This is a genomic window from Oceanobacillus sp. FSL K6-3682 (genome assembly GCF_037976165.1).
Classification (GTDB): Bacteria; Bacillota; Bacilli; order Bacillales; family Amphibacillaceae; genus Oceanobacillus; species Oceanobacillus sojae.
This window is the reverse complement of sequence record NZ_CP150263.1, coordinates 307,157-322,444: the sequence shown is the minus strand read 5'-3', so window position 1 is coordinate 322,444 and position 15,288 is coordinate 307,157. Positions and strand designations below refer to the sequence as shown.

The window sequence follows — 15,288 nt, the reverse complement described above, 5'->3', positions numbered from 1 at the left end:
AACGTTTTAAAGCGTTATTTGTATTTTGTTCTTCTCACCTTATATGGGTGAGTGGATTGAAATCTTGAGTTAATCCCTTTATAAGTGATGGGTTGATTTCTCACCTTATATGGGTGAGTGGATTGAAATTATGCTTGCGCTTGTCCCGTCGCTTTCTCCACTTTTCTCACCTTATATGGGTGAGTGGATTGAAATCATTGTGATTCGGTAGGAAATCCGTCTGCTCCGTTTCTCACCTTATATGGGTGAGTGGATTGAAATAGGGTTACGTCCAGGTGAATTAGTGGAAATCGAATTCTCACCTTATATGGGTGAGTGGATTGAAATCAATCGTTTGAAAATCGTTGTTAATTTTTCTACTTCTCACCTTATATGGGTGAGTGGATTGAAATAGATTCTCTGTCATCCTCAACTCTAACTGCCTGATTCTCACCTTATATGGGTGAGTGGATTGAAATCTGTAAGAGGATTTAAAAAGGCAAAAGATGGCGGTTCTCACCTTATATGGGTGAGTGGATTGAAATAATCGTGCCAGCTAGTGACGGTACTTCTGTAAAGTTTCGCATCCTATACGATTATGCGAATTGAAATGGTGCTACAACAAAGAAATGCTCAAAAAAACAGAATATAAATATGAGGTAGATAAGAAGAACCAAGCTCATCTCTTTCCATCTACCTCTACATAAACCACACCAAAAAGGAGCCTCCCCATGACAAAAATAATCTGGCTTAACGGAGCTTTTGGAGCAGGTAAAACACAGACAGCCTATGAATTACATAGAAGATTAGAAAATTCCTTCGTTTATGATCCGGAAAATATCGGCTTCTTCTTCAATCAAAATTTGCCTAGCGAGTTAAAAAAGAAAGACTTTCAAGATTACGAAATGTGGAGAGAATTTAACCGCAAAACTATAAAATATATCGTTGAAAACCATGATGGAACAATTATTGTTCCTATGACAATCACAGATATATCTTACTTTGAAGAAATCACTGGAAATCTCGAATCTGAAAAAATCGAGTTGCATAAATTTGTTTTATCTGCTTCCAAAGAAGTCATTGAAAGCAGGCTAAAGAAACGTCTTGAGAGAAAAAATTCATGGGGCTTTAAGCAAATCGACAGATGTATCACAAGCCTGGCTGATGAAGCCTTTGGAGAAAAAATAGAGACAGATTATTTATCCATCGATGGCGTTGTAGAAATCATTGCAGCAAAAGCAAATTTAGTATTAAAAGAAGACAATCGCTCCCATCTAAAAAGAAGAATAGACCGCATAAAAACACAGATAAAACACATTAGATAACTTGAAAAAATCTATTGATTCAAAAGAACATCAGCAGCTCTCCAGGCTATCCTTCCTCGCCTTGCCCGAAGCTCTGCTGATGTTTTCTACTTACTTATGCTTCTCCATAAAATCTAACATCCGCTTATAAACTTTTATTTCATTCTCTTTTTTCGAGAATCCATGTCCTTCATCCTCCAGCACCAGATACTCGACATCCCGGCCTTTATCCTGCAGCTTCTGAACAATTTGATCCGACTCCTCCTTCACGACACGAGGGTCTTTTGCACCTTGGATAACTAGCATTGGTTTTGTCATTGTTTCTAAATAAGTAACTGGCGAATCCTTCACAAACCGTTCCTTATCCCGCTCCGGATCGCCGAGCCATCTTTCCATAATTGGCTTCCAATGCGGCGGTACAGAATTGACAAAAGTAAATAAATCAGATGGTCCAAAGATATCAATTACTGCTTTAAAATATTCCGGATGACGTCCATGTAAGAGCAGTGCCATGTAACCGCCATAGCTTCCCCCTACCAGGAATAGATGGTCTGGATCCGTAATTTTCTGGTCGAACAGCCATTTGATACCTTCTACATTGTCAAGCCGTGGTCCATGTCCCCAATCCTGCTCAACGAGTTTAACAAAGGAAGAGCCATAACCTGTACTTCCCCGGAAGTTCGGCGCAAAAATATGATAACCGCGATTTAGAATACTTTGGAACATGGCACGGAAAAATTTCCGCTCAGCTGCCTGCGGTCCGCCGTGTGGCCAAAATACTGTATAGCCATTGGCATTTTCTGGCTTCGCTCTGAATAGCAATGATTCCATTTCCATCCCGTCAAAAGAACTATAGGTTACAATTTCAGGGTCAACAAGCTCCTCTTCGGAAACTCCTAAAACACGATTATCTGTGAGCTGTTCCCATTTTTCACTGTTCGTCAGGCGGTAGATATTATCCGGTTTTACCGCTGAACGTCCAAGAAGATAAACTGCCCCTGATTCTGTTACTGTCACTTGATCGATCATATCAAATGGCTTTCTGATTTCTTTCAGCTCTCCGGACTTCACTTTATACTGATAAAGCTTATCTACAACACCTTTTTCCGTTACCAAATATAGTGAATTTGATGCTTTATCGTATTTTACTATCTCTATCGACTCTTCTTCGATTTCAAGAACCTTGGAAAATTCCCCTTGCTTGATATCATACTTTGCTAAATACGTATATTCACTTTCATAATCCGTCGGGAAATAAATTGTGTTATTATCCGTGAAAACCGGTTCATAGGATACATGCACTTTTTTTGGATCAGGAGTAAGATAAATTTTTTCGTCTTCCTTTTGAATGAAAATATTATTATAGGTATTCGCAAACATGCTTTCATATACCAAGGTCTTCTCATCTTCAGATACAGCCGCAAGCGTGGTCGGCGCTGTTTCTCCTTCTATCAGGAGTTCATCTTTATCTGTATCCAGATGACGTACACGTGTGTTTAAGAAGCTCGGATTGTTCTCGGATGTATTATAATAAATACGTTTTCCGTCTCTACTCAAATGCGCAAATAAATACTTTTCATTCTCTGCTCCGGTAATCAGCGACTGCGGCAAGCCTCCCTCTGGAGGCAATGCATAAATTTGATAATTTTCGTCTCCATCCGAATCAAAGCTTGTTAACACGTACTGCCCATTCGGATCAAATTGAACAAATAAGGAGGCTTCATCCTTTTGGGCAAATTGAAACGGATATGTATGCTCTTTACTTAAGTCTAATGCCCATAGATTACGTTTTCCACTCAAGTTAGTTGAGAATACCAGCTTTTTTTCATCTTTGCTTAATTGAAAGTGATAAATACTATACGTATAAAAGAACTGTTCTACTTTCGGATTAGGAAATTTGACCATTCTATTTACACTCCTTTTTTCTGTATTTTCTATATTATACCATCATTTGTGAAATGAACCAGCGACTCCGGTCTTTTCTCCTCTCCATCTTAAGGCGGATATGTGGAAAATAAACTATCTTTAATTCAAGCTACTTTAATTGCATTTTCATCAATTGAATAGTAAAGTGATAGGTATAACAGATTGCGGAACAAGAGAAGCTGTGGAAGGAGATTTGGTTATTCATCTGCTTTCAATCCATATACTTCACTCAACAATCCGCTTACTTTCAATTGTATTTTCATAATAAATAGTCCACTGTCACTTAAGCTGGACAGAACAACGCATAGAAAATAAAACCTAAAAACACTAGAGGAGCAAATATGATGGAAAAATACCGTATTGATCAAAAGAAAGGAATGGAGTTCGGACTTTACACCCTGGGAGATCATATAGCCAATCCTTTCACTGGAAAACGAATTTCTGCACAGCAGCGTATTCAGGAAATTATTGAATTAGCAAAATTAGCCGAGCAAGCCGGGCTGGATTTTTTCAGTGTCGGGGAAAGTCATCAGGATTATTTCACCACACAGGCGCACAGTGTTGTGTTAGCTGCTATCGCGCAGGCAACAAATAATATTAAGATTGGCAGCTCGTCTACCATTATCAGCACCTCTGACCCCGTTCGGGTTTATGAAGATTTTGCCGCGATTGATTTAATTTCTGATGGACGTGCTGAGATTATCGCGGGAAGAGCTTCCCGGATTGGACTTTTTGATTTATTAGGCTATGACGTGCAAGATTATGAAGCATTATTTGAAGAAAAATTTAATCTGCTGCTGCAAATCAATGAAAATGAAAAGCTCAGCTGGGAAGGTCAATATCGGGCACCGTTAAAAGATGCGAAAGTGCTGCCCCGTCCGAAAGATAACACACTGCCAATCTGGCGTGCAGTCGGGGGAACTCCTGCCAGCGCGATGAAGGCAGGTTATACCGGTGTTCCCATGATGCTGGCAACACTCGGCGGTCCTGCAAGTGCTTTTAAAAATGTTATTGATGCATATCGGGAAACAGCAAAAAGGAGCGGTCATGATACAGCAGAGCTTCCGGTTGGTGTTACTGGTTTTTTCCATGTGGCAGAAACAAGCCAGGATGCCCTGAAGCAGATATACCCTTATATTAATGAAGGAATGAAGCTGACCAATGGTCAAGGTTTTCCAAAGCAGGCATTTGCACAGGCCAAGGATAAACGGAGTGTTATCAATGTCGGCAGTCCACAGGAGATTATTGAAAAAATCCTTTATCAGTATGAGCTTTTTGGACATCAGCGTTACCTTGCCCAAATGGACTTTGGCGGTGTCCCCTTCGAACAATTGGCAAAAAATATCGAAGTCATTGCCGAAGAAATCCTTCCAGCTATTCGCAAGTACACAGGAAAGAATCAGGGGGAATAACAAATGAATGTTATTGGTTTATCTGGATCCATTGTCGGATCCAAAACACGGACAGCAATGGATGTAGTTGCAAAAGAAATCAATGAAAAGTATCCAGAAGCAGAATTTCAACTGATTGATTTAAAAGATTATGATTTGCAATTCAGTGACGGCCGTAACTATCTGGACTATTCAGGAGATACAGCCTCGGTAACCAGGAAGATTATGGAGGCAGACGTAATTATTATCGGCACACCTGTATTCCAGGCATCTATTCCGGCAAGCTTAAAGAATATTTTTGATTTGCTTCCTGCAGGTGCATTTCGTGATAAGGTGGTTAGCTTCTTTATCACAGCTGGTTCTTCCAAGCATTACTTAGTAGCTGACTATCAATTAAAGCCTACATTGGCCTATATGAAAGCGCAGATCGTCCAAACTTATGTCTATATAGAGGAAAAAAGTTTTCAGCAAAAGGAATTAATCGATGATGATGTATCTTTTCGTTTAGAGCGTTTAGTGGAGGATACCTTAGATACTTTTGAGGCAGCCGAATGTGTTAGAAAAAGGAAAGAGGATTCTTACGGCTTCTAATCGAAAACAATAAAAAAATCGTATGAATGAGCAGCATTCATACGATTTTTTTACTATCTTAAGCACCTAAATGATTTTCAATCACTTTTACAATTCGCTCTGCATATGTTTTGCAGTCCTCTTCTGTCTTCGCTTCTACCATGACACGAACAAGCGGTTCTGTTCCTGATGGCCGAACTAAAACACGTCCGTTCTCTCCCAGTTCTTCCTCCACAGCCTGTACCTCATCTAAGATGATCGGGCTTGTCAAAGCTTCATTTTTGTCTGTTACCCGAACATTAATTAATGTCTGAGGAAAAATAGTCATCTCATCTGCCAGCTCTGACAAAAGCTTGCCTGATTCGCGCATAACATTTACAAGCTGCAATGCGGATAACAGCCCGTCTCCTGTTGTAATATAATCCAGGAAGATAATATGGCCAGATTGTTCTCCGCCTAAGTTATAACCATTGTTACGCATTTCTTCCATAACGTAGCGGTCACCTACTGCAGTCTTATCACTTTTCAGACCCGCTTCTTCCAATGCTTTATAAAAGCCTAAATTACTCATAACAGTGGATACTACTGTATCCTTGCGAAGCATTCCAATTTCTTTCATATATTTCGCGCAGATAAACATGATTTTATCGCCGTCCACGATTCTTCCTTTTTCATCAACAGCAATAAGACGATCTCCGTCTCCATCAAAAGCCAGTCCAATATCAGCCTCTTTATCCAGCACAAATTGCTGCAAGCCTTCAGGATGTGTCGATCCAACACCGTCATTGATATTCAGACCATTTGGAGTGGAGCCCATAGAATGAATATCTGCTTCTAAATCTGCAAACAGGTGAGTAGCCAGACTGGAAGTTGCTCCATGCGCACAATCGACTGCAATGCGTATTCCATCAAAATCATTATCAATCGTGTCTTTTAAGAAGGATAGGTATTTTTGTCCACCTTCAAAATAATCACTTACGGACCCAATAGCAGGGCCTGTCGGACGAGGTAAATCATCCTCTTCTTTTTCTAATAAAGCTTCAATTTCTGCTTCTTGTTCATCTGTCAGCTTAAATCCGTCCGGTCCAAAGAACTTAATCCCGTTATCTTCCACTGGATTATGGGATGCAGAAATCATAACCCCGGCCTGTGCACTCATCACTTTTGTTAAATAAGCGACTCCAGGAGTTGAGATAACACCAAGTCTCATAGCTTCAGCGCCTGTGGATAATAAACCGGCAATCAATGCACCTTCCAGCATATGTCCGGAAATACGTGTGTCTCTGCCAATTAAGACTCGCGGTTTTTCACTGCCTTTTGTTAACGCGTAACCGCCAAAGCGGCCGAGCTTAAATGCCAGTTCAGGAGTTAAGCCTTCATTCGCTACTCCTCTGACACCATCTGTTCCAAAATATTTACCCATTATTATACCTCTCCTTTGACCATCCAATATACAACTAGTCTTCTGCCGTTTCAGCTGGATCAATTATTTCAACCGTTATTTCTTCTACACTTCCTGTAGCAGTCACATCATCAGGTGTCTCAATCGTAACAGGGACTTCATGCTCCCCCGGTTCCAAATCAGAGAAATCCAGCACTGCTCGAATATCATCTGCGGTTAAATCATTCACCAGTGAAGAATCTCCCTTTAGCTCCACATCAAGTGAAGAGTCGGGGTACGAGACTTCCAGTCCATTTCCTAAACCTTCTTCTTCTATAGGTACATCTTCAATCGTTTTTGTTCCTTCTACCTCAATCGTTACTTCCACCTCATTTGTTTCAGGTGATTGTACGTTTTCCGGCAAATCAAGTGGAACTTCTACTGTGCCAGATTCTTCAACTTCTGACAGGTCTACCGGTTCTGTATTAACTTCAGAAATATCATCAAGAACATCACTTTGTGAGTAAATTTCTACTTCATCTGTGTTCGCAGAAATAGAACCAAGCTCAAGGTCCTCTTCTAATTCGCCTGTTGTCTCTACAGAGAGTGGTACAGACTTGCTCGGATTATCTACTTCCACGGAAACCTGAATACTTTCCGGCTCCATTCTGACATTCAATTCATTACCCTGGACATCATATACATTCACTGGAAGCTCGCGATTATTAATCGACTCATCTACATCTTCCATATTTACATAAACCTTTACGGAACCAATAGAGTTAATGACATTCCGGGAACTCGTTATTGTTATCGTCTCCGGATTGATGCTGTAGTCAACTACCTCATAACCATCTGCCATTTTGTCCTGATTAATAAGATCGGCAGTTACAGTAAACTCTTGAGATGCCCTTTCTTCTATGTTGACCTGAACCGTCTTCGGCTCAATAAATACTTCCACATCACCCGGTATATTATGCTCCAGCTCTACATCATGCGGTCCTTCTCCCAGACCTTCTAAGTCAACGTATACATCAAAATTACGCTGAAGTAAATACGGCGTCAAACTGCCCCGGTTCCCTTGTAAAGTAACCTGAACCTCTTCTGGAACATCGCTGACAACATATTTATCGCGATCAATTCTTATATCGACCGGTACATTATCCAGGGTTTCTGTAGCATCGCTTGAACCGGAGAACGTAGCATCTGAATTCGGATTTTCTGATACATTGACAAATGCATAAAGTGTTACGGCAAAAGCCAAAGAAAGGACACGAACAAACCATTTACTCTTAAACCAATTATCCACGTTTACCATTCCCCCGTTTCCATAATTTTTTGTCAGAGGTTTTCGGCACAATTGATAAATGTGTTAAAAGCATTTCTCTTAATTTTTCTTCATTAATATCACGATGTAATTCACCATTTTTTGTACAAGAGATGGATCCAGTTTCCTCAGAAACAACAATTGTCAGGGCATCTGTCACTTCACTAATCCCCATCGCTGCGCGGTGCCTGGTGCCTAATTCTTTTGAGATAAATGGACTCTCGGATAAAGGCAGGTAGCAAGCTGCAGCTGTAATCTCTTCATTTTTTATGATTACCGCCCCATCATGCAATGGTGTATTCGGTGTAAATATATTTGTCAGAAGCTGGTGGGTAAGCTTTCCGTTAATCGGAATTCCTGTCTCCGCATATTCTCCAATTCCAGTTTCTCTTTCAATGGAAATAAGAGCACCAATTCTTCTTTTTGCCATGTAATTACAGGATGTAACAATTGCCTCAATTTCATTTTGTATAATTTCTTCAGCTGTGCTTCCAGACCTGACGAAAATATTACCTCTTCCCAGCTGCTCCAGTGCTCTCCGCAGCTCCGGCTGGAATAAAATAACAATGACAACAACACCCCAATTAATAACTTGGCCCGTGATAAATTGTATGGTTTGTAAGTTTAACAGTACACTTATTCCCCACACAACTAATACAACCGCTATCCCTTTTAAAAGCTGAATAGCTTTTGTTCCTCTGATCAGCATGATTAATTTATATAATACATACCAGACGAGAGCGATATCAACGCCTATCCGCAGCAGATTTAAAATGTCAAATCCCCCATCAAGCATGTTCACACATCCTTTACCCAATAGAATTACCTGTTTATTTTTTAAAATTATTTATATTACCATTGACTATATGAAATTGCAGTCGGTAATTATTATATCATAAATTTGTAAAAACAGACCTGTCTGTAGTTTCGTTTATTATCATTTTTCTGCTTCATATTTTTTATACTTGTATAACAATGTAAGGATGTTCTTTCCAGTCAAAGTACATGAGGGTTCGTGTCCTTTAAAAAAAGAGAGCGATATAAATGCTCTCTTCTTCAATACTTATCTATTTTTAATTAGAACGAGAATAATCCTTTAAAAAAATTCTTTACATGGTACCAAATCCATTCAAACGTTTGATCAACAGTCTCTAGATCCCCATTCACACCTCCGGCAGACGCCATTAGGTTGCCTCCATCGAGCTGGGAATCACTATCCAGGAGCTCTCCGTTAAATAAGGTGACATTACCATCAACGGTTCCAAGCACTAACAAATCACCGTTCTTCACGTAGACATCACCTGGAACAGTTACCCCTGCCGGTACAATAACTGTATCTCCGTCAATAACAAGCTCTTCCTGCGTTGAAACCACAAGTTGATCTGTTCCTTGATTAAAAGTAGACGACAGACTGCCTATCATCAGCAGAAAAAAGATTGCGGCCGCCACAAGAATTGGATGACGTTTAAACCAGCGCTTGTACTTCATGGATTTCTTCTCTGTCGGCAGTTTACTCATAACATTCTCGGTGAACCCTGCCGGCGCTTCCATCCGCTCCGCACTTCGAATTAAAGTAATCGTCCGATTAAGTTCATGAAAATGCTTCTGACAGTCCTCACAATCTTCAAGATGCCTTCTTAGTAGGCTTTCATCTTCTGCAGAAATATCCCCGTCTAAATAGTCATGCATTCTTTTTATATATTTTTCATTACAACTCACATCAAGCACGCTCCTTTACACATGTCGAAGCCTCTTTCTAAGGGCCTCTCTCCCCCGATGAATCCGCGTCTTTACCGTACCAAGAGGGACATCAAGAATCTCACTGATTTCTTTTAGAGAAAATTCTTCTAAATATCTGAGCATGATAATACTTCGATATTTAGAAGGCAACTGTGAAATCTCTTGATGAATATACCGCTGCAGTTCCCTGCTCTCTACTTCTTCTCCAGGAAGACGTTCCGTGCTGGCAAGCTGGGAATACATATCAAGTCCTTCTGTTCCTTTTACTTCCGCATCGAGATGATAATCCGGCTTGCGCTTGCGCATACGGTCGATGGTTAAATTTGTAGCAATCCGGTATAACCATGTAGAAAACTTTCTATTCTCATCGAATGAATCAATATTCACAAAAGCACGTATAAATGCTTCCTGTGCCATATCCTCCGCTTCATGCTTATTGCCAAGCATGCGGTAGCAATGCTGGTATATTTTATCCTGATAAAAGGCTACTACATCTGAAAAAGCAGACTGATCTCCTTTTTTTACTTGTATAATTTTTTTCTTTATAAATTGTTCCATCTAATTACCTCCGCATTATGCGGTACTCTCTATACGAAACAACCGCTTGTAAGGTTTCACTTTTTCAAAAGAATGTTTATTTTTTTTCAGGCAGGGTATACCTAACGATAAGTATACTAAAAAAGGAGTGACTTTTGTGGATAAGAAAACATTATTCATAAAAATTGAACAATACAGAGAAGAAATGATGACCTTATCTAAAGAGCAAGGCTTAAGCTCCGAAGCCGTCTTAGCCACAAGCGAAAAACTTGATGCATTAATCTATGCCTATTTAAAAAGATCTTCTTGAGAGTCTGCTCTTCTTTTCAAAGACATGTATTAGGTATGTCTTTTTTTGTGCTTCTTTTTAGCTGCATATATCCAAATGTATCCTTTTTTAACCGAGTATATCTCTACGAATAATAATATCCTATTTTTCCCTTCATATCATTAGTCTTTTTTAATTTTTATAAAATCCTTCAAAATCAATCTAAAAATAATAGTGATTTAAAATCATAAACAAAAGAACCGATTTACAATATATACATTGCAAAACGGCTCTCACTTTATATAGAATCATTCTCTTCAATCACCATTTCTCCACCAATAGAAGGTGATATCGTCAAAACTTTAATTCCTTCTTTTTCCCAGGCGAGCGCTAATTCTTTTGCTGTTTCTTCTGAAGGCATAAAAGCAATTCCACAATCCCCGCCCCCGGCTCCCGAAGGTTTCCCGGCGCCTCCAAGATGCTCTGCAAGCTTACACAATACTGCCAAGTCAGGCGTTTCAATACTTGTATCAGCTGCTCTTCCTACTTGATCCAAAGCTTTTCGGTTTGCTTTTATCCCCTGAAATAATTGGAGCAGATCGCCATTCTCTGCTCCTGTTAAGAATTTGGAGACTGCATTTTTACTGTCTTCTAAAAATTTATTATAAGCTTCTGCATTATTCACCTTCAATAAACGGACCCGATTCACTAAATCCTTCGTAGAGGCTGCGCTGCCCGTCCATCCCACACAGAAGTAAACATTATCCGGTAAGGCGATCGGCTTGGATTTATAGTATTTCCAATCCTTCTTTAGCATCTCAGTGATAGAATTTGTCTCTTTGTATGCCTCAAGAAGCCAATCTGCCTGGAAGGATGAAAATTGCAGCAGTCCGCCATACGTGGATGCAGCTACATCTGCACCCGAACCATTCCCCTGCGTAATTACATGAGATAACGCAGCCAAACGAAAAATGGTATCTTTTTCTGCCAGTTTTGGGGCCTGGAAATGTAATACTCCTGCTACAATTGAAGTAACAATCGCCGCGCTTGAACCCAAACCATATTTTACACCAGAGGTATCATCTAATTCACTGCGTGTTGATACATGCATCGGACGAATAGGTAATCCCTGTTCTTCCAAATAACGATAAGTAACCCGGAGTGCTTCCTTCACAAAAGACAGCCGGGGGTCGCCAGATTCAATATGTATATCTGTTTCCCGCCATGACCACGGGACTTTATGAAGTGAAAAATCGGATAAAGTCAGCTGGTGACTGTCCGCATCAGAAACGTTAGCATACACAAAACGATTAACAGCCATCACCGCCAAATCCTGATAAGGCTCTAATACGGCAAACTCTCCTGCAATCATTAATTTTCCTGGTACTTTGACTGTAATTGATTTTGCCACCGTATATTCCTCCTATAGATAGCTGATTCCGCTTCCGGGCTTGCTAACAATAATATCTTCTACGCCTTCAATGGATTGCAGACGTTTTTTTACTTTATCCTCATCTTCTGATAAATATAATACTTTTACGTTCGGACCTGCATCAATTGTAAAAAACACAGGAATCCCTTTTTCTCTTAAATTCTGCACAGTCTGCATCACTCGCATTGTTGTGTCCTGCCAATATGTAAAAGGCGGATTAGCTCCTAATGTTGTCGCATGCATCCGCAGACAGTTTGCTTCTGCAATGCTTCCCATTTTTTCAAAGTCTTTTTCAGCAATTGCTTGTTTTATTTCTTGTAAATCCTTGGGTGTCTGCTCCAGCCAGCCTGCATAAAAAGGAGAGGTTTCTACCGTACGGCGCATCCCTTCTCGGCTCGAGACCTTTTTCGTTGTTTTTGATAAAACAACAGCCGCAATTCGAATATCCCAATGAGACTTGTCTGCAACTTGTACTGCAAAGGAATCAGCTCCATCTTCACGCTCCCCCATCTGCCATTCAACAAAACCGCCATAAATAGAGCGGCAAGCAGAACCAGAGCCTTGCCGGGCTAATTTTGATAATTCTGTGTCATCCAAGGAGATCCCTATTGCTTTCGCACTTGCAGCAGCCAATGCTGCAAGACCGGATGCAGAGGAAGCAAATCCGGCAGCAGTAGGGACATGATTTACTGATTGAATCTGTGCATATAGTTCTTTTCCAGAAAGAGCCCGCACCTTATCTAAAAATACTGCTACCTTTTCAAGAGCATTCCCTTCTACATTCTGTTCATTTAAGAGAAAGATATCTTTCTTTAAGTCCTCTTGAAAATGCACTGTTGTCTCTGTAGAAAAGCCGTCTAATGTAACAGAAAGATTACTGTTGGTAGGGAGAATTAATGATTCATTCCGCTTTCCCCAGTACTTAATTAAAGCGATATTCGTATGCGCCCTTGCTGTCGCCTTCATATTTGAACCCCCTTTTCTACATACCTGTCAAAACATTCATTTACTGCAGTGAAAAAGAACCTTCTACTGAATAAAGTTTCACTTTATTTCTTTAATACAAATGGCCACACTGCCGCAGCACCAAATCGGCGTAATTTTTCAGCTAACTGTTTCGAATGCACTTCATTTTGAGCAAGCGCAATAATACAGCCGCCATTTCCTCCACCTGTCAGTTTTGCCCCCAAAGCACCTTCTTCACGGGCAAAGTGAATTAATTTATTTAAACCGGCATCACTTACACCTAATACTTCCAATTCTTTTTGTGCTTCATTTAACAGCTGCCCAAGAATGTGTTTACTCGCCTTTTCTAAGGCTTCTTTCGCATTATGCGTCAGTTCTCCGATTCGTTCTATTTTTGAATGAATACGTTGTGGAGCTGTTTTTAGCAGATTTGCTACAGATTCAACCGATGTACGGGTATCACCAATCCTGCCGGAGTCTGCAACAATAAAATGAAGATCTTCTCCTAATTCGATGTGCTCTACAGGATTTCCCTTTTTATACCAGACTGGTTTATCTGAGGTAATGGTCAATGTGTCTAACCCGCTGGGAGCTCCATGCGCATAAGTTTCTGCAACATTTGCTAATTGAAGCAATTCCTCTACTGAGCATTCCTTATCACAGTAGTTGAATATAGAGCGAATGACAGAAATAGCTACAGATGCACTGGATCCAAGGCCTTTCCCAGGAGGGACAGAAGAATTAATTCGTATTAATAAGTCTTTATAAGGGATCCCAAGGTATTCACAGGAACTGGATACACATTCAACAATTCCTTCCAGCTCTTTCGGGGCATGCTTCAGGGGACCGTGATAAAAAGTACTGTCCATTTTCACCGCCCCAGGAACATACTCAATCACCGTCTCTACACCAATTAAAGGAAATGGGATAGCAATTGCCGGCTGTCCGTGTACAACCGCATGCTCTCCAATTAAAATGACCTTACTATGAGCTATACCAATAGCTGTTTTTTCCGACGCTGTTACTTTTTCTGCACTCATTGTTTATACTGTTCCACCAATTCTTTAGCTTTTCCCACACGGATTTCTTGTTGTTCTACTAATTGTTTTGCTATCACATCAATCATCTCCCCAGTTGCTCCTCCGGCAATCGCAACAGAACGTGAATGAAGTGCCATGTGACCTTTCTGAATACCGTCTGTTGCCAACGCTTTGAGCGCTCCAAGATTTTGAGCGAGACCAACTGCCACAATTACTTGCGCAAGCTCTTCTGCTGATTCAATATGCATAATGGATAAAGAAAAATCAGCGAGCGGATGCACGCGTGTTGCTCCTCCGACTGTTCCTATAGACATTGGTAATTCAATTTCACCAACAAGATTACCTTCTTCATCCTTTGACCATGTAGTCATAGATCCATAATGACCATTTCTCGCAGCATAAGCATGTGCTCCAGCTTCTACTGCCCGCCAATCATTTCCTGTCGCTATCACAACAGGATCAATCCCGTTCATAATCCCTTTGTTATGCGTTACAGCACGATAGGGGTCAGAAGCAGCAAATTCATAGGCATGAATAACACCGTCTCTTACCTCTTCCCCAGAAAACGAACCTGTTTTCAGCAGATGTGGAGGTATAAAGCATTTCGCTGTTACAAGGCTGCGGTCTGCATAATTTGATAAAATACGCAAATAAACCTTTCCCCTGGTTATTTCTTCCACGATTGGAGCAATAGATTCTACCATGGTATTAATCATATTAGCACCCATTGCGTCACAGGTATCTACGTAGATATGCATAACCAGCATTTTACTATATGACGAAGAATCCTCTTCATTCAGAATCCGGACATCCAAATCCTTCACACCGCCGCCGCGATTGACAATACTTGGATAAGCATCATCAGCGGCACGCATTAATATATCTTTTTGTTGAAAAATTTTTTGCTTTGCTTCTTGAAAATCAGGACATCCAACAACTTGAATCTGTCCAATCATCAGTCTTTCCTTTGACTCTGTCTGAAATCCGCCAGCTTCTCTGACTATTTTTGCAATATGGCTTGCAGAAGCAACGACAGAAGCTTCTTCAATAGCCATTGGTACTACATATCCTTTCCCGTTTATCAAAAAATTTAATCCTAATCCAAATGGTAATTGATAGGTACCAATGACATTCTCAATCATATTATCTGCTGTTTCAATAGTAAGCGCGTCTGCGTTAGACAAATTTTGCGTTTCTGCATCCGTTAAAGAAAAGGCTTCACGTAATAATGCGCGCCTGTCTTCTACCGTCATATTATAAAAACCGGGTATTCTTGAAGAGGTCATGCCTAGCTCATCCTTTTTATTTATCATATCTAAATATGTTTTTTATTACTAAGTACTAAATTAAACTATATTTGATTATAACACGAATTCTACCGTTTTTTCATTTAGAAGATACTTATTTCGTTACTGGAATTATGTTAA

Annotated in this window: 14 protein-coding genes and 1 CRISPR repeat array (1 of these 15 running past the window's edge); of the genes, 4 read left to right on the top strand and 10 right to left on the bottom strand. The window is 40.2% G+C overall.

The features are described from left to right. Nucleotides 1-524: a CRISPR direct-repeat array (repeat unit 32 nt; unit sequence TTCTCACCTTATATGGGTGAGTGGATTGAAAT) (it extends 562 nt beyond the left edge of the window). A 186-nt stretch (nt 525-710) separates the two neighbouring features. After that, complete coding sequence (locus tag MHH51_RS01700) at nt 711-1,304, top strand: AAA family ATPase (RefSeq protein ID WP_147212690.1); 594 nt, start codon at nt 711-713, stop codon at nt 1,302-1,304. Nucleotides 1,305-1,394: 90 nt separating this feature from the next. On the opposite strand, the gene MHH51_RS01695 is transcribed toward MHH51_RS01700, so the two are convergent. Next, nucleotides 1,395-3,188, bottom strand: coding sequence for a S9 family peptidase (locus MHH51_RS01695; RefSeq protein ID WP_339284148.1), 1,794 nt, complete (start codon nt 3,186-3,188; stop codon nt 1,395-1,397). A gap of 365 nt (nt 3,189-3,553) precedes the next feature. On the opposite strand from MHH51_RS01695, the gene MHH51_RS01690 reads away from it, so the two are divergent. Together MHH51_RS01690 and MHH51_RS01685 are read left to right on the top strand one after the other, a co-directional pair. After that, nucleotides 3,554-4,621: an LLM class flavin-dependent oxidoreductase gene (locus tag MHH51_RS01690; RefSeq protein ID WP_339284146.1), complete on the top strand. Its 1,068-nt coding sequence runs from the start codon at nt 3,554-3,556 to the stop codon at nt 4,619-4,621. A gap of 3 nt (nt 4,622-4,624) precedes the next feature. Next, entirely contained in the window at nt 4,625-5,191 is a 567-nt protein-coding gene (locus tag MHH51_RS01685; protein WP_147212692.1) for an NADPH-dependent FMN reductase, read from the top strand. A gap of 58 nt (nt 5,192-5,249) precedes the next feature. Here MHH51_RS01685 and glmM read toward each other — a convergent pair whose 3' ends face one another. The 5 genes from glmM to sigW all read right to left on the bottom strand — a co-directional run bounded on the left by glmM (nt 5,250) and on the right by sigW (nt 10,176). After that, complete coding sequence (glmM, locus tag MHH51_RS01680; RefSeq protein WP_147212693.1) at nt 5,250-6,593, bottom strand: phosphoglucosamine mutase; 1,344 nt, start codon at nt 6,591-6,593, stop codon at nt 5,250-5,252. 34 nt (nt 6,594-6,627) lie between these two features. Next, nucleotides 6,628-7,860, bottom strand: a complete 1,233-nt coding sequence (locus tag MHH51_RS01675) for a CdaR family protein (protein WP_147212694.1) — start codon at nt 7,858-7,860, stop codon at nt 6,628-6,630. After that, nucleotides 7,853-8,674, bottom strand: coding sequence for a diadenylate cyclase CdaA (cdaA, locus tag MHH51_RS01670; RefSeq protein WP_147212695.1), 822 nt, complete (start codon nt 8,672-8,674; stop codon nt 7,853-7,855). Before cdaA ends, MHH51_RS01675 begins: the two co-directional genes overlap by 8 nt. A 281-nt stretch (nt 8,675-8,955) precedes the next feature. After that, complete coding sequence (rsiW, locus tag MHH51_RS01665; RefSeq protein ID WP_147212696.1) at nt 8,956-9,597, bottom strand: anti-sigma-W factor RsiW; 642 nt, start codon at nt 9,595-9,597, stop codon at nt 8,956-8,958. A gap of 15 nt (nt 9,598-9,612) precedes the next feature. Next, complete coding sequence (gene sigW, locus MHH51_RS01660; protein WP_339284141.1) at nt 9,613-10,176, bottom strand: RNA polymerase sigma factor SigW; 564 nt, start codon at nt 10,174-10,176, stop codon at nt 9,613-9,615. Between the two features lie 136 nt (nt 10,177-10,312). Between sigW and MHH51_RS01655 the strand changes: the two genes are divergently transcribed. Beyond that, nucleotides 10,313-10,465, top strand: a complete 153-nt coding sequence (locus MHH51_RS01655) for an aspartyl-phosphate phosphatase Spo0E family protein (protein ID WP_077605006.1) — start codon at nt 10,313-10,315, stop codon at nt 10,463-10,465. A 256-nt stretch (nt 10,466-10,721) separates the two neighbouring features. On the opposite strand, the gene MHH51_RS01650 is transcribed toward MHH51_RS01655, so the two are convergent. The 4 genes from MHH51_RS01650 to MHH51_RS01635 all read right to left on the bottom strand — a co-directional run bounded on the left by MHH51_RS01650 (nt 10,722) and on the right by MHH51_RS01635 (nt 15,147). After that, the gene (locus MHH51_RS01650; RefSeq protein ID WP_339284139.1) at nt 10,722-11,834 is read right to left on the bottom strand and encodes a phosphomevalonate kinase; all 1,113 of its coding nucleotides are present in this window, start codon (nt 11,832-11,834) and stop codon (nt 10,722-10,724) included. Between the two features lie 12 nt (nt 11,835-11,846). Further along, the gene (mvaD, locus tag MHH51_RS01645; RefSeq protein WP_339284137.1) at nt 11,847-12,821 is read right to left on the bottom strand and encodes a diphosphomevalonate decarboxylase; all 975 of its coding nucleotides are present in this window, start codon (nt 12,819-12,821) and stop codon (nt 11,847-11,849) included. Nucleotides 12,822-12,904: 83 nt separating this feature from the next. Continuing rightward, nucleotides 12,905-13,861 (bottom strand): mevalonate kinase, encoded by a 957-nt coding sequence (mvk, locus tag MHH51_RS01640; RefSeq protein ID WP_147212699.1) that lies wholly within the window; start codon nt 13,859-13,861, stop codon nt 12,905-12,907. Then, nucleotides 13,858-15,147: a hydroxymethylglutaryl-CoA reductase, degradative gene (locus MHH51_RS01635; protein ID WP_339284135.1), complete on the bottom strand. Its 1,290-nt coding sequence runs from the start codon at nt 15,145-15,147 to the stop codon at nt 13,858-13,860. The genes mvk and MHH51_RS01635 overlap by 4 nt, the downstream gene beginning before the upstream one ends. Nucleotides 15,148-15,288 lie beyond the last annotated feature (141 nt).